Raw genomic sequence first — 22,531 nt, forward strand, 5'->3', positions numbered from 1 at the left:
AGAGACAAAAATCGAGCGCAGGAAATCAAGATATATGATGCAAAAAAACAAAGGATAAAACAGGATAAAAAATAAGGGGTTAAAGGACAAAAATATAAGAGTAAATGGCAGTTCCTTTGTCATTTCATCCTTTATCTTTCGTCTAAAAATCTTTTATCCCTTCTTGATTCGCATTACTACTTTTACATCAATGAATTTTACTGACGAACTGGTACAATGGTACCTTAAAAATAAACGCGACCTGCCCTGGCGCAACACTACCGATGCTTATGTGATATGGCTGTCTGAAATTATTTTGCAGCAAACACGCGTAGAGCAGGGACTGCCCTATTTTTATCGTTTTGTTGAACGGTACCCTGATGTAAGCAGCTTTGCTGCAGCCCATGAAGACGAAGTGCTTAAACTATGGCAGGGGCTGGGTTATTACTCGCGGGGGCGCAATATGCTTAAAACAGCACGCCTGGTTCAGGAACAACACCAGGGTAAATTCCCTGAAAGCTATGACGCGCTTATTAAACTAAAAGGTATAGGCGAATATACTGCCGCGGCTATAGCATCATTTTCGGCAAATGAGGCCAAAGCTGTTGTTGACGGAAATGTTTACCGGGTACTCGCCCGTTATTTTGGCATTTACGAGCCCATTAACTCCACCAGCGGTAAAAAAACGTTTCAAGCATTAGCAAATGATTTGCTTAATGAACAAACACCGGCTTTACATAACCAGGCCATGATGGAATTTGGCGCCATGCTCTGCAAACCTAAAAATCCGGCCTGCGGTATTTGCCCGGTACGTACCGGTTGCGCAGCTTTTTTAAATAATGCCGTCACTGCTTTACCTGTTAAACTAAAGACCCTGAAAGTGCGCGAACGCTTTTTAAATTACTTTTTAATAACCGATGGCGATAATATATTAATGAATAAAAGGGGAGATAAAGACATATGGGCCAATATGTATGACCTGCCAATGGTTGAAACCTCCTCCCTGTTACCACTTAATGAACTTATTGATTTGCCACAGGTACGGGAAATTTTTGATGCTGAAATTAAATTAAACGGAGACATTATCCCGGTGCAAAAACACATCCTTACCCACCAGCGCCTGTACATAAGGCTTATAAAAACAGCATCAAAACCGGTTAAATTAGAAATAAACTGGTTTTATACTACAGTTGAAAACCTGCATAATTTAGCCCTTCCAAGGGCTATTATTATATTATTAAAAAATAATTTTAATTTATAAATAACTTTTCGTTAATTTAGAGCATGTCTGGAATAAATAAAGTAATACTTGTAGGGCATTTGGGCAAGGATCCTGAGGTGCGAAGTTTAGAAGGAGGGGTGTCAGTGACCAGTTTCCCGTTAGCTACTTCTGAAACTTATAATAAAGATGGTCGTAAGGTTGAACAAACCGAGTGGCACAATATTGTAATGTGGCGCGGGCTGGCAGATATGGCAGCCAAATATTTACAAAAAGGAAAACTGGTTTATATTGAAGGTAAACTGCGCACCCGATCATTTGAAGATAAGGAAGGCGTAAAAAAGTACACTACCGAGGTAGTGGCCGAAAACTTTACCATATTGGGCCGTAAAAGCGATTTTGATAATGACACACGTTCAATTACAAAGCATGAAGATCCAATTAGTTATTCAAACGGAACTGATGAAAATGAAAATAACGCCTATTGATATAAAACTTTACTAAACCAATTCATAATAAAATGCCCGGGGTGAGTACCCTGGGCATTTTGCTGTAACACATTTACTTTATTGCTTATAGTAATAAAAAGGAGGTATGTAAACCGTAGCGCAAAGCTCATTAGGCCCACAGATATAGGTGAGGGAAAATTTATTTCCTTCAGCATTTAATAATACAGTGTAATCAATGCTTTTTAGTCCGGTACTAACAACCAGATCGGTAACCGGGCCATACGTGTGATCCTTATTTATATAACTTACAATATCGTAAAGGTTCAATTGCTTATCTTTCAGCTGGTATTTCCCAACTTCTTTCGCAATTATTCCGAGATTTTTTTTGGTAACAGAATCGGTACCTGTTTGAGTATGTTCATAAGCATGATCGGCTTTAAATTCGTAAAGCGACATTTGTTCTGATTTAGGAATAGCGGCCAGCCATTTGCCTGTTAAATCCCCCTTGCCCGAAGAATCTTTCTTACAAGCAGAAAAAGTTAAAAATAAAATGCCAGACAAAAGGCCCAAAGTTGAGATAAGGTTAAGTGATCTTTTCATACCAATCATTACGCATAACTATATGATTGTGATACACTTGAAAATAAAAAACTCCCTGTATTATCGACTATCTAATCAGCAATACAGGGAGTTAATTTTATTGATGGATCTTTACCTATCTGCCACCCGGCGGGCAGTGCTCTTTTAAATACCTGGTGAACAGGGTTCTCAAATGCAAAGAAGTTCCCTCGCCTTCTGAAATGCTGTGTGTACGGTTAGGGTACGACATCAGATCGAACTGGCGATTGTATTTTACAAGCTCATTGATCAACTCTTCGGCATTTTTATAATGTACATTATCATCGCCTGTACCATGTATGTACAACAGGTTACCACGCAGGTTTTTAGCGTACGTAACCGGCGAACCTTTTATAAATGCAGCGCGGCCCTCATCATCAATGGGCACCCCCATATAACGCTCCTGGTAAATATTATCATAGGTAAGCTGATCGCCTACGGCTGCTACGGCTATCCCCGTTTTATAAATATCAGGATACTGGAACATCAGGTTTAATGTTGACGAGCCGCCGCCGCTCCAGCCATGAACCGCTATGCGGGTGGAGTCAACAAATGGCCATTTAAGTATTTCTTTAACAGCCATAGCCTGATCGCGGATGTTGATAAGGCCTATGTTTTTATAGATAGCTTTACGCCAGGCGGTACCTTTTGGTGCCGGTGCGCCACGCCCTTCTACTGACATATAGATATAACCATCATCGGCCATACTGCCTACGTATAAGCCATTACGGCCAGCTCCCCAGGTATCGGTAACGGTTTGCCCGGCAGGTTCGCCATAAACCGTAAATACAACCGGATATTTTTTATTTGGATCAAAATTGGTGGGTTTCTTCATCCAGCCATCCATTTCAATGCCATCAACGGTTTTTACTTTAAAAAACTCCGTTTTATTTTTGGCATCCTTGTTCAAAACCACAACTGTGCCGCCAATATGTTTATGCTCGGGCAGGCTCACTACTTCGCTTACCGGCGGGGTATAACTGTTTGAGAAGTTATGTAGCGCCACCTTGCCATTTGGCGAAATATCATAGCCATGAGTTCCGGGTTCATCAGCCGGAGAAACGCGCTCAGGCTTTGTTCCGCCGGTAATTTTTATGCGGTATAAATACTTTTGGGTAGCATTATCCGGCGAAGCCATAAAATAAATATAGCCCGATGCATCGTCAATTAAGTTTATACTGATCACATCATAATCGCCTTTGGTTACCAGGCTTTCTTTACCCTCGCGGCTTATACGATAGATGTGCTTCCAGCCGTCCTTTTCGCTTACCCATAAAAAGTCCTTGCCTTTGTTTATCCATTCCCATCCGGTTGGGTCGCCCCCGTTCCAGCGTTCTTTTCCATCAATCCAGGCATTGCTTTTTTCCTCACGGATAACGCGGGCAGTACCGTTTGATACATTGCCTATAAACACCCGGCTCTCGGTTTGCGCCCGGTTCAGTTGCTCCAGGATGATCTCGTTTGAGTTTAATGTCCACTCCATCCTCGGTATATAATGTTGTACAGCATCGCCCGGCGCATTTATCCAGTTTGTTTTACCTGTGCTGATATCAACAACCCCTACTTTGCATGAGCTTGGATTTTCGCCGGCAACCGGGTACTCCACAGGCACTACATAAGGGTAAATAGAATCGGTAGTGTTCAGCATCAGGTAACTTTTTATTTTGCGGGCATCTATTTGCCAGTATGCTATTGATTTACTGTCAGGCGACCAGCGGAAACCATCGCGGCAGCCAAATTCTTCTTCGTAGGCCCAGTCGAAAGTGCCATTGATCAGCCTGGTACTGCCATCTGTGGTTAATTGTTTAACTGATCCATCAGCCAAATCCTCTGCATAAATATTGTGCCCGCTCACATAGGCCGCGCTTTTTCCATCGGGCGATAATTTTGCAAACATAAGCGACGATGCCGGCAGGTTTTTACCCAACTGCCATAGCTTTTTAGTATTGGTATCATACACCCAGTAATCGCCGCGGGTATCATAACGCCATACTTTTTTTGTATTAGTATTGATGAGCACTTTTTGTCCATCGGTTGATACCGTAAATCTTTTAATACCTATAGGTGTTTGTCCTTGTGGGGTAAGCATTTCTTTACTTATCCATAAGGTTTTTTTACTGGTATCGCGGGTGTCCAGTATCCTGATGCCGCTATCGGTAATTTTGTAATACTGGTAGCCATCAGCCGTCCAATGCGTTGGCGCCCGTTGTGCTTTTGCCGTATATACTCCCAAAATGAGCAATACAGTTGTAAGGAATAATGATCCCGAACGTAAAAATTTCATATACAATGTGTTTTAATTAGATTGCGGCGTTATTTTACAATTGTGTAAAGCCGCTGTAAATTTTGCATTAAATTAGCACATTCAAAGAGATGTAACATCTGTGTAATGAAAAAAATACTTCTACTTTTTACTGTTTGCATTTCATTTATCACTGTAACCCAAGCCCAACGTGCCGACCGCACCAAGTTTATAAGAGACAGTTTGGACCTTTACATAAGCAGGGCGCTTACCAACTGGCGTGTTCCCGGTATTGCAGTTTGTATTGTAAAAGATAACAAAATAGTGCTGGTGAAAGGTTATGGCATTAAAGAGCTTGGGCTTACCAATTATGTTGATGTAAATACGTTATTCATGATTGGCAGTAATACCAAGGCCTTTACCGCTACCGCTTTAGCTATGTTGCAGGCCAATAATAAGCTATCGCTCGATGATAAGGTAACTAAATATATTCCGGAATTTAAACTGGAGAATAAATATGCCGGGCAGGAAGCCATGGTACGCGACCTGCTTTGCCACCGCCTGGGATTACAAACTTTTCAGGGCGATTTTACCTTTTATAACACCAACCTAACCCGGGCAGACATAATTAAAAAACTGGGAGAAATTAAAGCGCCTTACCCCTTTCGCACCAAATGGGGTTATACCAATGCCGCGTTTTTAACGGCAGGCGAGATCATTCCCCGTGTAACCGGTAAACCGTGGGAAATATATTTAAAAGAAGCCATTTTTGCCCCGCTGGGCATGACCAATACCCTGGCACTAAGTAAAGATCTGCCAAAATCACTTAACCGCACCGTACCCCATACCTTAACCGATGGCCGGCTTACGGCCATACCTTATTGCCAGATTGACGGACTTGCGCCTGCCGGGGCTATCAGCTCATCGGCAAGCGATATGGGTAAATGGGTGCTGGCTTTATTAAATAATGGCAAGGTGGGTAACAGACAGGTTATACCACAGGCGGCCATACAAGCCACCCGCGAACCACAGGATATTGTTGGCAGCCAATATCACCTTAACGGCGAAAATAATTTTGAGCTATACGGGCTTGGCTGGTTTATACAGGACTACTCAAACCATAGGCTCATTATGCATGACGGGGGTGTAAACGGTTACCTGTCATCAGTAACCCTATCGCCACAGGATAATCTGGGTATCGTTATTTTAACCAATACTGATCAAAATCGGCTATATGAGGCTCTTCGCTGGGAAATTTTAGACGCATACTTTGGCCGTGGCTATCGCAATTACAGCGATGCTTATCTGAAAATTTATAAAACCCAGGCCGCTACCGCACAACAAGCCGAACGGAAATTGCGTGATACTGTATTGCTGAACTTAAAACCTATGTTGCCAGTAATTGCTTATGCAGGCAAATACTCTAACAGCCTGTATGGCATCATGACTATTACACAGGGCGAAAATAACGACCTGGAAATGCGTTTTGAACACCACCCCACCATGTTTGCCAAATTGCAACCATTAGGGGGCAACCGTTTTTACGTCACTTTTTCTGATGCTACACTGGGCAAGGCGGTTTTTCCGTTCACGGTACAAAATGGCAAAGTAACCGGTGTAAAGGTTAAAGTTGCCGACTTTGTAGAATACAATGCTTATGAGTTTAAGAAGGAGTAGCGAGGAAAGCTAAAGGCTGAAGGCTAAAAGTTTTCAAAAGAGAACATCAAAAAGCTTTTAGCCTTCGGCTTTGGGCTTTAAGCCTTAAAACTTCAGATTAGCTTTAAGCCATTCCTGTACATCCTGTTGTACAGTAATTTCTGCCGGCAATTTATCGTGTATCAGTTTTTCCATTTTGTTGCCGGTGTTGGCAAAACGGTAATCCCAAAGTATCATCAATTTATTGATCAGGTAAACTACCTCATTGCCCTCATCCTTAGTAAAAGGAGTAGTATCGGGCTTACCGTTTACACGTGGGTCGTTTTGGTTATATACGCTCCATTTGTAATCGGAGTAATGCAAGTTTCTTCTTGAAAAAAGGATCATGAGTTCATTAATTTCTTTAAAGGTACGTATAATTAACATGGAATTAGTTTACAAGGGGTTTTACTGCGTTAGGATAAAGCCTTTTAATTATGTAATTACATGTAGTATCTGTTTATTATATTTGTACTATAATGCAGCTGTCAACAGATGATATTCAAATACTTAGAGATTACTTTTCCGGCAAGCCGGTAATAAAGGCGTACTTATTTGGCTCATATTCACGTGATGAAGCTGACAAAAACAGTGATGTAGATATACTGGTTGATCTTGATTATTCAAAACATATAGGCCTGGGTTTTGTAACTATGCAATCAGATATTCAACAAAAACTCCAAAAACCAATCGACTTAGTTTCATCCAAAGCCATATCTAAACGCCTGTATCCTTTCATAGAAAAAGATAAAATTTTAATATATGAAAGGTAAAATGGGCGACCGCCAGAGGTTGCTTCATATAATAGAAGCAATTGATGAAATTCATGCCTATACGCTAAATTGAAAGAAAAAATCTCAGCCGCATTAGAAATTATCAGCCAATAATTTTGATAGAATACATTTCCCCGATTAATTGTAATTTCAGCGCTATTAATCAGGTTTACATGAAAAAAATATTTTTAATTACTATTGCCTCTTTATTAACGTCTGTAGCCATTGCGCAGCAGGATGTACAAAAAGCCATTTACTATTCCATATCGTTTCCAAACGCGGCACATCACGAAGCAGAAATTGTGATGACTGTACCCCAGGCACCCGATGGGCCAATACGTTTACGCATGAGCCGCTCATCTGCCGGGCGTTACGCAACACATGAGTTTGGCAAAAATATTTATAATGTTAAGGTAACCGATGTTGATGGCAATCCGCTCCCAATTACACAATTGGAGGGCGACTTATATGAAGTAACCACCCACCCGGCCAATATAAAAGTTAGCTATACCCTGTTTGGCAACTGGACCGATGGCACCTACACCAGCATTGACCCCAGCCATGCACACTTGAATATGCCGGCCACCTTTATGTGGCTTTTGGGCCAGGACAAAAGATCAGTTAAGTTTGAGTTTAATGACCTTGATAAATACGGATGGAAAGTTGCCACTCAACTAAAGCACGAAGGCGCAAATGTATACAGCGCACCTAACCTGCAGTATGTGATGGATAGCCCTACCGAGCTTGCCAATTACAAAGTAACCAGCTGGGATGTAGTAAACGCCGACGGCAAAAAAGAGAAGATCAATGTAACCATCCACTCAGATGATGACCAGGCCGCGGTTGATAACTTCGGCAAAATGGTACAAAAGATGGTACTGGAAGAAAAAGCCGTGTTTGGCGAGTTACCTGCTTATGATTATGGTGAGTATACATTTTTAACAGATGTTTATCCAACTACATCAGGCGATGGTATGGAACACCGCAACTCTACTTGTATTGTTGATCCACTTGATAAAGTGGCCGGTAACGAAAACGGCCTTTTGGGCATATTCTCGCACGAGTATTTCCACAGCTGGAATGTAAAGCGCATCCGCCCAAAATCATTGGAACCTTTTAATTTTGAACATGCCAACATGAGCAGCGAACTTTGGTTTGCCGAAGGTTTTACCCAATACTATGGCGAATTGTTGCTTACACGTTCAGGGTTTAACACCCTTGATGATTATACCCGTACCCTGGGCGGCCTTATTAACCAGATCCTGAACACCCCTGGAGCCGCAAAATACCCGGCCACACAAATGAGCCGTTATTCGGTATTTGCAGATGCCGGTGTATCTATCGATCCAAACAATAACGTTAATGATTTTACCAGCTACTATACTTATGGTGGCGCCATAGCACTGGCCCTTGACATGCGTTTACGCAGCGAATTTAACCTAACCCTTGACGATTATATGCGCCAGGTTTGGCTTGCACGCGGTAAGGTCATGAAACCATATACCATTCCTGATCTGCAAAACGATCTGGGGAAAGTTACCAACAACCCCAAGTTTGCTGCCGATTTTTTTAAACGCTACATTTATGGAACCGACAAAAATAATTATGAAGAACTGCTGGCTAAAGCGGGCTTAATGCTACAGAAAGCACAACCGGGCAAAGCATGGGCAGGTTCATTAGCCACTACCCCGGGCCGTGGCCGGGCCGGGCAGCAGCGTGCAGCCGGGGCCGAAGGTTTACCTATCCTGTCAAGCACCATAATTGGCACACCTGTTTATAAAGCGGGCCTTGATGCCGGTGATGTTATTTTAAAAGCCGATGGCCAGGCCATCACAGATCCAAAATCATTTTCAGACGTGCTTGCTGGTAAAAGACCCGGCGATAAAATAACCGTTAACTATAAAAACCGTACCGGTGCTCATGAAACAACCATAGTACTGGAAGAGAGCCCGTACCTGGAAGTGGTTACATTTGAAAAAGCCGGCAAACAGTTAAGTAAAGAACAAGAAACTTTCCGTAATAACTGGTTACAGTCAAAAGTTAAATAACCGGGCTATGGCCCCCATAAAAAAGAAATATTAAACACATAATAATGAAAAGACATTTAGCAACAATTGCTTTATTAGCTGTTTCCATCAGCAGCTTTGGACAGGACGTAAATAAACTGATTGGCCAGGATGATGTAACGCGCATCATCAAAACCCTGTCGGCCGATGATATGCAGGGCCGGGCCACATTTACGCCGGGTATTGAAAAAGCAGCCCAATTTATTGAGGGCGAATATAAAAAGGCGGGCTTAAAACCCCTGGCCGGCAATACGGGCTATCGTCAAAATTTTACAATGATCCGTTCAACACCTATAAAAACAACTGCTACCATTAATGGTAAGAGCATACCTGTTGATAGCCTTTTTGCATCAGCCGGCGCGTCATTTAATTGGGCAAACAATAGCGATGTACAGGTAGTGCAGTTAGGTGCCGAAAAAAACTTCAGAGAGGAGTATCTGGCTGCTATAAAAAGCGGTAAAAAAATGCTCGTCCTGGTCGACCCTAATTTTCAGGCCATATTTAAACGTGTACGTAACCATATTTTAACTGGCAGCGCGAGTTTTAAAACAGATAACAACCAGGCTCTGGTATTTGTGCTGGGCAAGTTTGACAGTGTAAAATCGTTTGAGGTGAGTTATGAAGGCAAAACAGAAGAATTGCCTTTATTTAATGTTGCGGGTATGATACCCGGTAAAACCAAGCCCGATGAGTATGTTGTTTTTTCGGGCCATTATGATCACCTTGGTATCATAAAACCAATGGAGGGCGACAGCATTGCCAACGGTGCCGATGATGACGCGTCAGGAACAACAGCGGTGATCTCTTTAGCCAAATACTATAAAAAACTAAACAATAATGCCCGTACGCTTATATTTGTGGCCTTTACCGCCGAAGAGATAGGCACATATGGTTCACAATATTTTGCTACCAAAGTTGATCCTGATAAAGTTGTGGCCATGTTCAATATTGAAATGATAGGCAAGGCATCAAAATTCGGGGAAAATTCGGCTTTTATAACAGGTTTTGAGCGCTCAAACTTTGGCACCATATTACAAAATAACCTGCAGGGAACGGTCTTTAAGTTTCACCCTGACCCTTATCCCGATCAGGACCTGTTTTACCGCAGTGATAATGCCTCGTTAGCCGAAAAGGGTGTGCCCGCGCATACCATATCAACAGATCAAATTGATATTGATAAGCTTTACCACACCGTAAAAGACGAATTTAGTTCGCTTGATGTAAGCAATATTACTTCAACCATCAGAGCTATAGCTTTAAGCTCGCGCAGTATAGTTTCGGGTAAGGATACACCGACACGGGTACCTAAGCTGGAGAAATAAAGATAAAATTTGTACGAGTTATGGCACACCGGCTAAGACTCACACCGGCATCGCTGTGCTCGCCCACCCTCTCTTCGCTTTCGGCGGAAAGAGGGTTTAGGAGAAAAATAAGTTTGTCATGCTGAACATAGTGAAGCATCTATTATTTATTCGGCATGCATGTTGTTGAATAGATCCTTCGTTGCTCAGGAAAATAGTTAAAATGAAAGCTTTTAATCCCCTCTTTCCGCCGAAAGCGAAGAGAGGGTGGTCGAGCGAAGCAAAGACCGGGTGAGTCAATTATTCGCTCATAAAATTCCTCCACCATGAAAAACATACTCAAAATAGCGGTAGTAGGGCCAGAGTCAACAGGAAAATCAACCATGTCTGATTACCTGGCTTCGCATTATCATACCATCGCGGTACCCGAGTATGCCAGAGGGTATTGCGAAAAATTAACCGAACCCTGCACCTGGCAGGATGAGATCAATATGTTTTACGGGCAACTGGCGCTCGAGGCAGAACTGCTGCCCAAAGCCAATAATATCCTGATCTGCGATACTACTTTCATCACTGTAAAAATATGGAGCGACCAGATGTTTGGTCGTGCCCCCCAGGAAGTACTGGATGAATTGCCCAAGCACCCCTATGATCTTTACTTGCTGTTAAATATCGATTTGCCCTGGCAGGATGACCCGCTGCGTAATTTCCCCACCCTGCGCGAACATTTTATGAATATTTGGTACAAAGAACTTGATGCATTGCAGGCCCGGTACGTACTCATATCAGGTACCGGTACCGATAGGTATGACAACGCGGTAAAAGCTATTGATGATTTTTTGACCGTTGATATTATCTGAACCGGGATTTTTAGGATTAAAGGATTATTACGATTTCTTATAAAAATCCGGGTAATCCTTTAATCTGTTTAATCTGAGTTCAGACAAATTAATCCCGGTTCAGACAAATTAATCGCGGTTCAGGCAATAATTGGCGGTTCGGCAATATGTCCGGACAAAAAAATCTAAGTTCCAACAAATTATTTTTCACAATGATGCAACGTTGTAAAAACTGGTGCGTCATTTAACCTGAAGCTTAACATAATTTGGAAGCCATATTTATTGACAAACATTACAACCTGGTGGTTGAGTGCAAGCAGGGAAGCAAAAAAGCCTGTTACGAATTGTACCGTTTATATTCAAAAGCGATGCTGAACATCGCCTTTAGGATAGTGGGCAATATTGGCGAAGCTGAAGATGTTTTGCAGGAAGCTTTTCTGGACGCTTTTAACAAGCTTAAAGATTTTAGACAGGAAACAACATTTGGTTTGTGGCTTAAGCAAATTGTGGTTAACCGCTCCATAAACCTGCTGCGAAAACGCAAGCTGGAATTAATAGAGCTGGAAGGCGATCATCTGGAAAATATACCCGAAGAGGAAAATGAGGATGAAGAAGAGGTACAATACCAGGTGGCCATGGTTAAAGAGGCCATGAAACAACTGCCCGATGGTTATAGGGTAGTACTGTCGCTTTACTTGCTTGAAGGTTATGACCACGAAGAAATAAGTCAAATATTGAACATATCAGAAAACACCTCAAGAACCCAGTTTTTGAGAGCTAAAAGAAAATTAATGGAAATTTTAAAAAGAAAAGGAACAGTATCATGAGCAAGCGATTTGAAGATTTCATTAAAAAGAACAGGGAGGAGTTTGACGAGGTTGAACCATCGGCAGATTTGTGGAGCAAAATTGAGCAAAGCTTAAATTTGCAGGAGGAACTGCCAAAAAAGCCGGCAACAAAAACTTTTTCTCTTGCTTTCGTGCTTCAGGTCGCGGCATCGGTAATCCTGATCATGGGAATAGGTTTCGGGGTATACCTGCAAAGCCAAAAAGGCGCAAAAGGAATTGACCTTGCAGCCATTAACCCCGAATATGCTAAACAGCAACTGCATTATGCATCGCTTGTTGAAACTAAACTTACCGAACTTAAATCAGTTGCCAAAACCGACCCGCAACTATACAAAGAGTTTAGCGCCGAAATAGCTAAAATGGATTCTACCTATAAAAGACTCAATAATGATTTGGCCACCAGCCCCAACCAGGAACGTGTTTTACGTGCAATGATCCGGAACTTGCAAATACAAACCGAGGTGCTTAATCAGCAATTAAGTGTGATAGAGCAATTCAATCAAATGAAAAAAGATCAACAAAATGAAATCAAAAATATTTAAACAGTCCCTGCTGACTGTTGTGGTTTTATTAACCATTAGCGCAACTTGCTTTGCACAGGAAACACCTGCTGCACCTCCGGCCCCACCTGAACCGCCTAAACAGGCTCCGGTACAGGAAATGTCTCCATGGAACAATGCTGACTTTCAGTTAAAAATGAAAGACATGAAAGTGAAATTGAAAGACATGCAATTTAAAATGAGTAAAATTCAAATGCCAAAATTCAAGTATCAGATGAAGTTGAACATGAAGAATTTTGACAAGCAGTTTAAGCATCTTAACAAAAACCTGGTTTTTAAAATGGATAGCTTAAAAACCTTTAAGCATACATTTAAATTTAACGATAGCCTGAATTTTGCCTATGAGTTTACCAACATAGCACCTCAAATTGCCTATGGATTTAAAGACTTTGATACTAATTTTAGGTTTAACTACACTGACGATAATAACCAGAAGAGTGATGATGGCGTTGAAAAAAGTAAAAGCTACAGCAAAAGCTATACAGTTGACGGTAACGATGTAATAAATATTGATAACCGCTTTGGAAAAATAACCGTAAATACCTGGGCCAAAAACGAAGTAAAAGTTGATGTACAGATAAAGGTGGCGGCAAATGATGAAGATAAAGCACAAAAGCTATTGGATAACGTAACCATCAGGGATAGTAAAGACGGGGCAGGCGTATATTTCAAGACCAATATCAACACCAATAATGATGATAGCTCATGGTCGCTGTTTGGTGGCAAACATAATAATGTGCGAAAAATGGAGGTAAATTATACCGTTTACATGCCTGTAAAAAACCCGATGAACATCAGCAACAAATATGGTAGTACTGACCTGCCCGATCTGGAAGGTAAACTAACCATTAATAACAGTTACGGAAGTCTTGTGGCCAAAGCCCTGAGCAATCCCGGTAACCAGATCACTGTAAAATACGGCAGCGCCACCATTGGTGCGCTTAATGGCAGCGATTTGGATGTTGCTTATGGCAGCTTAAACCTGGGCGAGTGCAATAAACTTAATGCCGACATCAGCTACGGCTCGGCAAAAATTGGCCGTATTACTACTTCGGGAAACATCAATGTAAAATTCAGCGGCGCTTTAAGCATAGGCGATGTGGATAAAAACGTAAAAAACTTAGCTGTAAACGCATCTTATTCAAGTGTTAAGCTTGGCCTCAGTGGCGATCAAAATGCCGACTTTGATGTAACCGTACGTTATGGCAGCTTTAACTATGGTGGCAATGATGTTAACATTACCAGTAAAACCCCTTCAGATAGTGAAAGAGGATTTAATCCTACCAAGAATTACAAAGGGCATTTAGGTAAAGGCGGAACAGATAGAACCATAACCATTAACTCGAGCTATGGCAGCGTAAGCTTTAATTAAACACTATATATTTAACACTAATTCATTAACCCCTGTCATTTTCGGCAGGGGTTTTGTTATTTTAGGGCGAAAATAAATCTCAACCCTATGGAAATATTTGCCAATGCCGAATCATGGATCTCGCTAATTACCCTTACCTTATTGGAGATAGTTTTAGGGATTGATAATGTGATCTTTATATCCATTTTGTCTGATAAACTCCCGGCAAAACAACAGGCTAAAGGGCGCAGGATTGGTTTAGCCATGGCCATGATCACCCGCGTTTTACTACTGCTATCTATAAGCTGGGTAATGACACTTACTACTCCCATATTTAGCCTGGGGCACCTTTTCAATATAACCGATGCCGACTGGGCCGAAAAATTAGCCATTTCGGGCCGCGACCTGATCCTGATCATTGGCGGGCTGTTCCTGATATATAAAAGTACGGCCGAAATACACCATAAAATTGAAGGCGACGACGAAAACACGGAAATTGTAAAGCCTCACAGTTTTTGGGGTACCATTGTTCAGATCATGCTGCTGGATATTGTTTTCTCGCTCGATTCTGTGATCACCGCCGTGGGTATGGCCAAGCATGTCGAGATCATGATCATTGCCGTGGTAATTGCCGTAGGTATCATGATGTGGGCATCAAACGGCGTGGCTGGATTTGTAAACAAGCACCCTACCGTAAAAATGCTGGCATTATCTTTTTTACTACTGATAGGTGTTTCACTTTTAGCCGAAGCCTTTGAGCAGCATATCCCCAAAGGATACATCTATTTTGCCATGGCATTTTCCGTACTGGTTGAAATGCTGAATCTGAAAATGAAAGCGAAGAGTGGAAAAAAGACTGTGAGAGTCAAGAAATAAGAATAGGATTAGTAAAAGTATGGCCGGTGCGATTCCCTCCCTTGGGAGGGGCAGGGAGGGGTTTCTCCAATTAATCTCCTAAAAGATGATATTAAATTATGACCAAAATAATTCCATATGATCCTAAATTAAAATCATTAGCTCGTAAGCTGAGAAAGGATATGACTTTTGGTGAAGTATTGTTATGGAATGAATTGAAAAAAAATAAACTATTCGGATTTGATTTCGACCGCCAATGCTGCATTGATAATTATATAGTCGATTTTTATTGTAAAAACTTAATGTTGGTTATTGAAATTGATGGCATATCGCATAATTATGAAGAAGCTTTCAATAGGGATGAATTAAGGCAACAAAAGTTAGAAAGCTTCGGAATACAATTCCTGCGTTTTTCGGAAGCAGAAATAAAGAATGATATGCTAAATGCAATTAGAACAATTGAAAGCACAATAATCAATATGGCGAAAAATAGCCCTTCTATTAAATTACCTAAGGAATTTGATTGAGGGTTATTGAAATGAAAGATTTAACTTTAATGGAGTAGAGAAACCCCTCCCTACCCTCCCAAGGGAGGGAATCGCACATAGGCCCGGCTTTTTTAATTTTAACCTTGTACTCAGCATGACAAAAAAAATTGTCCCCTGATTCTAACAGTCCTTACTCTCTACTTCCCTCTTAAAATACCCTGCAAAGCAACCCTTTCAAATACTCACCTTCCGGGAATGATGCCCTTACCGGGTGATCTTCGGGTTGATGGAATTGGTAAATAAATTGCACCTGTTTCCCGGCATCCAGGGCAGCCCAGGCTATTACCTGCTTAAAGGTTTCCATATCCATAGCCCCCGAGCAGGAATACGTGGCCAGTAACCCCCCATCGTTCAATAGCAGCATACCTAAACGGTTCAGGTCTTTATAAGCACGTGAAGCTCGGGTCAATGCCGACCGTGATGGCGCGTATTTAGGCGGATCAAGTACAATGATGTCAAACTTTTCGCCATCATCCCTGAATTTGCGTAGTTGCACATTTACGTCAGATTTGATGGAGGTATGGCTTGCAGCATCCAGTTTATTAAGCTGTATATTTTCCTTTAATGTTTCAATAGCCAACGCCGAGCTATCCACACTGGTTACAGATGAAGCGCCATTTTTTAAGCTATTGAGCGTAAAGCCACCGGTATAGCAAAAGCAATCCAGCACTTTTTTCCCTTTGGCGTATGATGCCAATATATGCCTGTTATCGCGCTGATCACAATAAAAGCCCGATTTTTGCCCCTCAGTGATATTGATGCCGTAAACAATATTGTTTTCCAATACTTCCACTATTTCGGGTGGCGGATCACCGGCCAGCATCTTATTTTCCGTTTCGGGCAAACCTTCGTGCGCACGGGATGCGGCATCACTTTTATCAGATATGCTTTCGGGGTTTAACAGTTTTTGTAACTCATCAATAATTACCGGCATCATCCGCTCCATGCCCGATGTAAGTACCTGCACAGCCAGGTGACCGGCATATTTATCAACTATTAAACCGGGCAGGTAATCAGACTCACTGAAAACCAGTCGGCAGGTATTGGTTCCGTTCTCCAATACATTGGCACGGCTTTTTACCGCTGTAGCTAATTTATTTCGGAACCAGTCGTCATTAATTTCAACTGCTTCGTTCCATTCCAGGAGCCTTAAAGCCACCCGCGATTGATCGTTATAAAAACCATAGGCCATAAAATCGCCTTTTGAGTTGAGCAGGCGCACCACATCGCCATTGGCCGGCTTGCCCTTTACCTTTTCAACAGCGCCCGAAAACACCCAGGGGTGTTTTTGCAAAACAGCTTTTTCTTTACCTTTATTTAAAACAACATCAATCATAGCTGCAAAGGTAATAAAAAGCTAAAGGCCGAAAGCTTAAAGCAAAAAGCATATTAACTACTGCAGCTTCCGGTTTTCTACCTTTAGCTTTCTGCTTAAATTAAACTTTTGTAAAATTTATTACTCCAACACAATATTTCCCGATTAAAAACATTTGGTATCTTAGTATCGAAAACATAAACATGAGAAAAACTTACTTATTTTTAGTTACCATGCTATTGGCATGTGTAAGCTATAAAAGCTACGCGCAGGTACCCCGCATACCTGAGGCAAGTTCAACCCAAACCATAATCCAGGATTTTGGATTAGGCAAAATTACGGTCACCTATTCAAGGCCAAATGTTAAGGATCGCAAAATATTTGGTGGCATTATACCTTACGGAGAAGTTTGGAGAACCGGCGCTAACGCGGCTACCACCATTACCTTTACCGAAAGAGTAGTTATTGAGGGCAATCCTGTACCGGCTGGCACCTATTCGCTTTTCAGCATTCCTGAAAAAAGCGAGTGGACCATTATCCTGAACAAAACCGTTAAGCAATGGGGCGCATACAGCTACAAACAGTCCAATGATTTTTTACGATTTAAAATAAAACCTATCCGCGTAAGCGAAAAAAGGGAAACATTTACGATGGCGTTTGCAAACTCAAACACCAAATCAACCGATCTGTATTTAGTATGGGACCACACAGCTGCCGCAATACATATGGAAACTGATGATGATGCCAAGATCACAGCCAACATTGATGAACTTATGAAGGGCGACCGCAAGCCATATTACTTTAACGCCATACAGTACTATTACGAAAATAATAAAGATGTTGACAAAGCTTTAGGTTGGGTAGCCGAGGCAGAGAAGATTGACCCTAAAGGCCCGTGGTATAAATTGTGGGAATCTCGCTTGTTATTAAAGAAAGGCAATAAAGCTGGCGCTATAGCAGCAGCCCAGGCCGGACTTCAGCTTGCCAAAGACAGTAACGATGATGAATACACCAGACTGAACCAGGAAGCATTGGATCACGCTAAAAGCTATTAAGATATATTTAAAGAATTACAGGCCCGGTTCAGTTTGAGCCGGGCTTTTTTGTGGAATTACTTTGTTCAATATATAAGCCAGTATAATTAACAAAATGCACCCAACCGCATTAAGCCACAAATAAGCTATCGCATCAAAATACCCCAAAATGCATATCACGGCTTCGGTTATTATCGCGGCTGTAAAAACGGCATTCCCTCTTATTTTTTTAAGGTAGAACGCCACAATAAACACCCCTAAAATAGTTCCGTATATATATGATCCTAACTGGTTCACGGCCTCAAGCAGGTTGCCAATACGGCTTGCATAAAGCGCCATGCCTATACAAACCACCCCCCAAAATACAGTAGCCAACCGCGATGCATTTAAGTAATTTTGCTCTGATGCATTAGGGTTCACGATGCGTTTATAAATATCAACCACGCTGGTTGAGGCCAGGGAATTTAAAGCGCTGGCTGTTGAACCCATGGAGGCCAGGAAAATAATGGCAACCAGCAGCCCTATGAGCCCCTTAGGCAGGTACTGGGTAACAAAGGTGAGGAATACATAGTTGGTATCATTACCATCGGCCCCGGCGCTGCTTTTTTTCATTAAGGCAATGGCATCCTGCCTGATGATGCGGGATTGCATATCGGCTACTTTTAAAGCATCCTGAGCATGATCTATTTGTTCTTTATCTTTACTATCGATAGCCTTGATCAAATCATTGGTCTTAACTTTCTTTTGCTCAAAGGCCTGGGTATATTGCTGGTCGAGGTAATTATATTGGGTAGCATAACTGCTTTGTTTAACCTTATTTACCTCGTAATTATTAAAAAACATAGGCGGTCTGTTAAACTGGTAAAAGGCAAAAACCAACACCCCTATTAACAGGATCATGAATTGCATGGGTATTTTTATCAAACCGTTCATGATAAGCCCCAACCGGCTTTGCCCTACTGAGCTACCTGTTAAATACCTGCCTACCTGGCTTTGGTCGGTACCAAAATAAGATAGCTGCAAAAAGAACCCGCCAATAAGCCCGCTCCATATGTTATACCTGTTGTCTGGGTCAAACTTCCAGTCGATAACGTTCATACGGCCCAGCTTACCTGCCATTTTAAGTGCATGTGTAAAGCCAACCCCAGCAGGTAATAAACTTACCACCAGAATGCCGGCCAAAAACATTCCCGAAAAAATAATGCTCATTTGTAGTAGTTGGGTGTACGATACCGCTTTACTGCCGCCATAAACCGTATAAAATATAACCAATCCGCCAATAAACAAGGTGGTATAAACTGTATTGATATTAAGTATTGTTGATAAAATAATAGAGGGTGCGTAAATAGTTATCCCGGTTGAAAGCCCGCGCTGAACCAGGAACAAAAATGCAGTAAATGCCCGCGTCTTCAGATCAAACCGCTGCTCCAGAAATTCGTAAGCGGTATATACTTTAAGGCGATGAAATATGGGAACAAAGGTGATGCAAAGTACGATCATGGCCAGTGGCAGCCCAAAGTAAAACTGCACAAACCGCATTCCATCTGAGTAGGCCTGCCCCGGAGCTGATAAAAAGGTGATGGCACTGGCCTGGGTGGCCATAACCGAAAGCCCAACGTGGTACCAGGGTAATGACCGGTTACCCATTAAAAACTGATCGATGTTTTTATTACTGCCGCTTTTCCATACCCCGTAAAGTACTATGGCAAATAGCGTTGAACCTAAAACTATCCAATCAGTTAAACTCATTCAAAAAACCTTGTAATGAGCCAAAATAATAAAATTAAAAAAACCAGCCATGCGACCACAATGCCGTAAAACTGGTTCCAATTACTTATAAATGAGGGCAGATCAGGATCACGCCTTTTCACCACGGCCTTTAACCAAAACGGTTATAAAGAAAGAGGCAGTTAATAAGCCCAAAACACCACCAACAAATATCCATGTAAATCCTTTATCAATTATTGCTCCTACAAAAAGGCCGGATACCAATCCTACCAGGTAGTATACAAAATCCAAGTTTTTTTCTTCTTCTTTGTGATGTTTCATATTACTGTTTTTATAACGGGAACAAAAATAGGTGATTAATTGATTTTTACCAAAAAAACTAATTGGTGTACTTAAACTGTTACTTTTTTCAATTTGCCCTGCCAGGCCAATTGAAGCATAACGGGCAAATGCCTCTTCGCGCAAGTCTTCAACAGGCTCAAACTGACATGTCTTTTTTTATATGGAGCCCTTAGGTTTACTCAATAAATTAATGAACAAACGGTATGCTCCCGGCACGCCTGCAGGCAATTCCCTAAAGAAAGCCAGCGATGTATAAACAAAACGGCCCTTCCCATAATCAGCAACTATCAGTGCGCCATTATTAGGTTGTTCCCCTTTGTCATTCATCTGTAAAATGGCTTTATATTGCGGATCAATATCGTTTACAAAATATAAACCCCGTTCCTGTATCCAGCCTTTAAAATCATCCTGTGTAATTTTATTAGGATAATTCAATACCGGGTTTTGCTTATCTAAAACAGTAACCTCGGCATCCTCGTCGGTAACCCTTTGGTTAACCACCTTAAAAGGATATGGGCCTATTTGCTTTACCACCAACCCGGCATTATTATTATACTGTACCAATAAATTACCGCCATTTTTTACATAATCCATTAACCGCGATTGTTCATAGGCCAGTCTTTCATTTACGTTATAGGCACGTACCCCGGTAATAATGGCATCATATACCGATAGATCGGCGTTCATGATCTCATTTTCTGATAGCAGCCGTACATCATACCCAACCTGGCGCAGGGCCTCTGGCATCAAATCGCCGGCACCCACAATATAGCCTATTTTTTTACCCGCAATTTTCATGTTGAGGTTCACCAATTTTGCTTCTGACGGCGGAAACAAAGTAATAGCCGGTACATGATCATACCTGATGCGTCGCAGGGCCAGCGAAAAAGGTTTTTCGTTAGCGGTTACAACAAACTGCAAGCAATCTGTCCGGGGTTTACTATCAGTAGGCGCTACAGTGAAAGCCACGGCCCATTCATCGTTTTTGGTTTTACCGGTAAAATCAATTTTTTCAGGACTTATTTTCCAGCCGGCAATAGGTTTTAAACTGATACTTCCGCTGGCATTGGTAAAGCTTTTTAATTTTATCTGAACTACCTGCGGCTGCTGGGCATTAAAAATATAATCCTGGCTTTCAACATTGGCTGTAACAGGCGGGGTTATTTCCAACGGCTGGTAAACTTCGCCTCTAACCGGGTCAACATATTTATATAATAACCTTCGTTCAAAACGTACAGGCTTACCTTCAATGATAAATTCAAAATCAACCTTTGGCAGGTCAGGGTTCTCTGGGTTGCCGGCAAGTGTATCGTCGGGAATGTTATATGAACCTATAGGATGCGGCACCTGCAGCCAGTAAGGCTGTGTAATTTTATCGGCATTACATGTTTGCTCAAATGTTTGTAATTGATTAGCCGGAATCACTTTACTATCCAAATTTGAGGCATTGCCCTGGCAGCTAATGCTGTTTATTTTTACCCGGTTGCTATACCTGTTTACCACCTGCGACCGTATCCGGATCTCATCGCCCAGTGCATAAGTTGGCTCCGCGGTGTAAGCCTCAAACCACAGCCCCGCACAGGCAGCTATCAGGTTGCTTAGCTCTTTTGTTTTTTTTGTGCGCCAATAGGTATCTGATATTTTTTCAACGCGGCCAAGCAACTGTACAAGTGCCGGCACTGATTTTTCAGGGGCTTCGGCGTTAAAATCCCTGTTAATGATACCTATGCCTGCCCCAATAGTTTCACCATCCTTTACCCTTTTCCAGGTGGTGTTAACACCATCCATCAGGTCATTTTGCGGAGCATCACCTAAAATGGTTTTAAAATATTCATAAAATTCTCCACGTTGCTTAGCCGAACCAAAGCCCTGTGTTTTATGATTGCTGCGGCTTTCGGCAGCTATTTCGCCGTAACCTTTACCCAAAACCGGGTTGTAAACACCTACGTTTATTTTAAATTGATCAGCGGCAGTAGTATTTACACTTCCAAAACTGAAAGTGTTCCATAACAAACGTTTGGCCTGCCAGGGCTGCACATATTTTAATTGTTCAGGGTAACGCTTAGGATCGGCAGCGGCAGCAAATGCCTCCTGCGCTAATATCGCCGATGAAGTATGATGTCCATGCCCCCCCTCGCCTGTTGTAGGGAAACGGCATATCATTACATCGGGCCTGAATTTGCGGATCACCCAAACCATATCGCCCAATACTTTTTCCCTGTCCCATATTTTCAGGGTTTCTTCTGGCCCTTTTGAAAAACCAAAATCATTGGCCCGGGTAAAAAACTGCTCGGCGCCATCAATCTTTCGTGCAGCTAATAACTCTTGGGTGCGTATCAACCCCAAAAGTTCACTCTGCTCATTACCAATTAAATTTTGGCCGCCATCACCACGGGTAACAGAAAGATAACCTGTACGGTAATGCTTTTCCTGTGCCAGGTAAGCCAGTAACCGGGTGTTTTCATCATCAGGATGCGCGGCTATATACAATACGCTGCCCAGCGTGCTCAGTTTTTTAAAATTTTGCTGTATGCTGCCCAGATCGGTTGGTGGTGAGGTTTGTGCTGCTGCAAATGTGGATAGGTATAAAAATACTGTAATGAGGTTGATCCGCTTCATGGTAACAAATATATTGAAAGATACATATTAACGAATTTATGTATCAATAATATAACAATGTGCAAAATGCTGTATTATGAAAAACATAACAGTTTAAACATATAATTAAAGAATTCAAAAAATATTGAGCCAATAAAAACAATTCTGTCA

The 22,531-nt window shown here is 41.8% G+C and carries 20 protein-coding genes; 13 read left to right on the forward strand and 7 right to left on the reverse strand.

Going from position 1 to position 22,531, the window contains the following annotated elements; translation table 11 throughout:
- The first annotated feature begins 190 nt into the window (after positions 1-190).
- Together mutY and AC1DRQ_RS01620 are read left to right on the forward strand one after the other, a co-directional pair.
- Complete coding sequence (gene mutY, locus AC1DRQ_RS01615; RefSeq protein WP_429399844.1) at positions 191-1,240, forward strand: A/G-specific adenine glycosylase; 1,050 nt, start codon at positions 191-193, stop codon at positions 1,238-1,240.
- Positions 1,241-1,263: 23 nt separating this feature from the next.
- Positions 1,264-1,686, forward strand: coding sequence for a single-stranded DNA-binding protein (locus AC1DRQ_RS01620; protein ID WP_477421891.1), 423 nt, complete (start codon positions 1,264-1,266; stop codon positions 1,684-1,686).
- A gap of 78 nt (positions 1,687-1,764) precedes the next feature.
- On the opposite strand, the gene AC1DRQ_RS01625 is transcribed toward AC1DRQ_RS01620, so the two are convergent.
- Together AC1DRQ_RS01625 and AC1DRQ_RS01630 are read right to left on the reverse strand one after the other, a co-directional pair.
- Positions 1,765-2,247, reverse strand: a complete 483-nt coding sequence (locus tag AC1DRQ_RS01625; protein WP_477421892.1) for a hypothetical protein — start codon at positions 2,245-2,247, stop codon at positions 1,765-1,767.
- Positions 2,248-2,362: 115 nt separating this feature from the next.
- Entirely contained in the window at positions 2,363-4,549 is a 2,187-nt protein-coding gene (locus AC1DRQ_RS01630; protein WP_477421893.1) for a S9 family peptidase, read from the reverse strand.
- A gap of 105 nt (positions 4,550-4,654) precedes the next feature.
- Here AC1DRQ_RS01630 and AC1DRQ_RS01635 point away from each other — a divergent pair, with 105 nt between their 5' ends.
- Positions 4,655-6,184 carry a serine hydrolase gene (locus tag AC1DRQ_RS01635; protein ID WP_477421894.1) on the forward strand — a complete coding sequence of 510 codons (1,530 nt, stop codon included), beginning with the start codon at positions 4,655-4,657 and terminating at the stop codon, positions 6,182-6,184.
- Positions 6,185-6,268: 84 nt separating this feature from the next.
- Here AC1DRQ_RS01635 and AC1DRQ_RS01640 read toward each other — a convergent pair whose 3' ends face one another.
- Positions 6,269-6,589, reverse strand: coding sequence for a hypothetical protein (locus AC1DRQ_RS01640; RefSeq protein WP_429399839.1), 321 nt, complete (start codon positions 6,587-6,589; stop codon positions 6,269-6,271).
- Between the two features lie 92 nt (positions 6,590-6,681).
- On the opposite strand from AC1DRQ_RS01640, the gene AC1DRQ_RS01645 reads away from it, so the two are divergent.
- The 9 genes from AC1DRQ_RS01645 to AC1DRQ_RS01685 all read left to right on the forward strand — a co-directional run bounded on the left by AC1DRQ_RS01645 (position 6,682) and on the right by AC1DRQ_RS01685 (position 15,322).
- Complete coding sequence (locus tag AC1DRQ_RS01645; protein ID WP_429399838.1) at positions 6,682-6,975, forward strand: nucleotidyltransferase family protein; 294 nt, start codon at positions 6,682-6,684, stop codon at positions 6,973-6,975.
- A 173-nt stretch (positions 6,976-7,148) separates the two neighbouring features.
- On the forward strand, positions 7,149-9,023 hold the full coding sequence (locus AC1DRQ_RS01650) for a M61 family metallopeptidase (RefSeq protein ID WP_477421895.1): 1,875 nt from the start codon (positions 7,149-7,151) through the stop codon (positions 9,021-9,023).
- A 44-nt stretch (positions 9,024-9,067) separates the two neighbouring features.
- On the forward strand, positions 9,068-10,363 hold the full coding sequence (locus AC1DRQ_RS01655; RefSeq protein WP_477421896.1) for a M20/M25/M40 family metallo-hydrolase: 1,296 nt from the start codon (positions 9,068-9,070) through the stop codon (positions 10,361-10,363).
- A 305-nt stretch (positions 10,364-10,668) separates the two neighbouring features.
- Positions 10,669-11,202: an AAA family ATPase gene (locus AC1DRQ_RS01660; protein WP_477421897.1), complete on the forward strand. Its 534-nt coding sequence runs from the start codon at positions 10,669-10,671 to the stop codon at positions 11,200-11,202.
- Between the two features lie 245 nt (positions 11,203-11,447).
- On the forward strand, positions 11,448-12,008 hold the full coding sequence (locus AC1DRQ_RS01665; RefSeq protein WP_477421898.1) for an RNA polymerase sigma factor: 561 nt from the start codon (positions 11,448-11,450) through the stop codon (positions 12,006-12,008).
- Complete coding sequence (locus tag AC1DRQ_RS01670) at positions 12,005-12,571, forward strand: hypothetical protein (RefSeq protein WP_477421899.1); 567 nt, start codon at positions 12,005-12,007, stop codon at positions 12,569-12,571. The genes AC1DRQ_RS01665 and AC1DRQ_RS01670 overlap by 4 nt, the downstream gene beginning before the upstream one ends.
- Entirely contained in the window at positions 12,552-13,961 is a 1,410-nt protein-coding gene (locus AC1DRQ_RS01675) for a DUF4097 family beta strand repeat-containing protein (RefSeq protein WP_477421900.1), read from the forward strand. Before AC1DRQ_RS01670 ends, AC1DRQ_RS01675 begins: the two co-directional genes overlap by 20 nt.
- An 87-nt stretch (positions 13,962-14,048) precedes the next feature.
- Positions 14,049-14,816, forward strand: a complete 768-nt coding sequence (locus AC1DRQ_RS01680; protein ID WP_477421901.1) for a TerC family protein — start codon at positions 14,049-14,051, stop codon at positions 14,814-14,816.
- 98 nt (positions 14,817-14,914) lie between these two features.
- Complete coding sequence (locus AC1DRQ_RS01685) at positions 14,915-15,322, forward strand: endonuclease domain-containing protein (protein ID WP_477421902.1); 408 nt, start codon at positions 14,915-14,917, stop codon at positions 15,320-15,322.
- 169 nt (positions 15,323-15,491) lie between these two features.
- Here the strand turns inward: AC1DRQ_RS01685 and AC1DRQ_RS01690 are convergent, their stop codons facing one another.
- Complete coding sequence (locus AC1DRQ_RS01690) at positions 15,492-16,679, reverse strand: class I SAM-dependent rRNA methyltransferase (RefSeq protein ID WP_477421903.1); 1,188 nt, start codon at positions 16,677-16,679, stop codon at positions 15,492-15,494.
- Between the two features lie 182 nt (positions 16,680-16,861).
- Here AC1DRQ_RS01690 and AC1DRQ_RS01695 point away from each other — a divergent pair, with 182 nt between their 5' ends.
- Positions 16,862-17,713, forward strand: coding sequence for a DUF2911 domain-containing protein (locus AC1DRQ_RS01695; protein WP_429399829.1), 852 nt, complete (start codon positions 16,862-16,864; stop codon positions 17,711-17,713).
- A 15-nt stretch (positions 17,714-17,728) separates the two neighbouring features.
- On the opposite strand, the gene AC1DRQ_RS01700 is transcribed toward AC1DRQ_RS01695, so the two are convergent.
- The 3 genes from AC1DRQ_RS01700 to AC1DRQ_RS01710 all read right to left on the reverse strand — a co-directional run bounded on the left by AC1DRQ_RS01700 (position 17,729) and on the right by AC1DRQ_RS01710 (position 22,381).
- A complete protein-coding gene (locus AC1DRQ_RS01700) occupies positions 17,729-19,441 on the reverse strand; it encodes a sodium:solute symporter family protein (RefSeq protein WP_429399828.1) in 1,713 nt (570 codons plus the stop codon).
- Positions 19,442-19,549: 108 nt separating this feature from the next.
- Complete coding sequence (locus tag AC1DRQ_RS01705) at positions 19,550-19,741, reverse strand: hypothetical protein (RefSeq protein WP_429399827.1); 192 nt, start codon at positions 19,739-19,741, stop codon at positions 19,550-19,552.
- A gap of 177 nt (positions 19,742-19,918) precedes the next feature.
- Positions 19,919-22,381 carry a PIG-L family deacetylase gene (locus AC1DRQ_RS01710; RefSeq protein WP_477421904.1) on the reverse strand — a complete coding sequence of 821 codons (2,463 nt, stop codon included), beginning with the start codon at positions 22,379-22,381 and terminating at the stop codon, positions 19,919-19,921.
- Between the last annotated feature and the right edge of the window lie 150 nt (positions 22,382-22,531).

Source organism: Mucilaginibacter sp. P4_E8 (assembly GCF_056401495.1).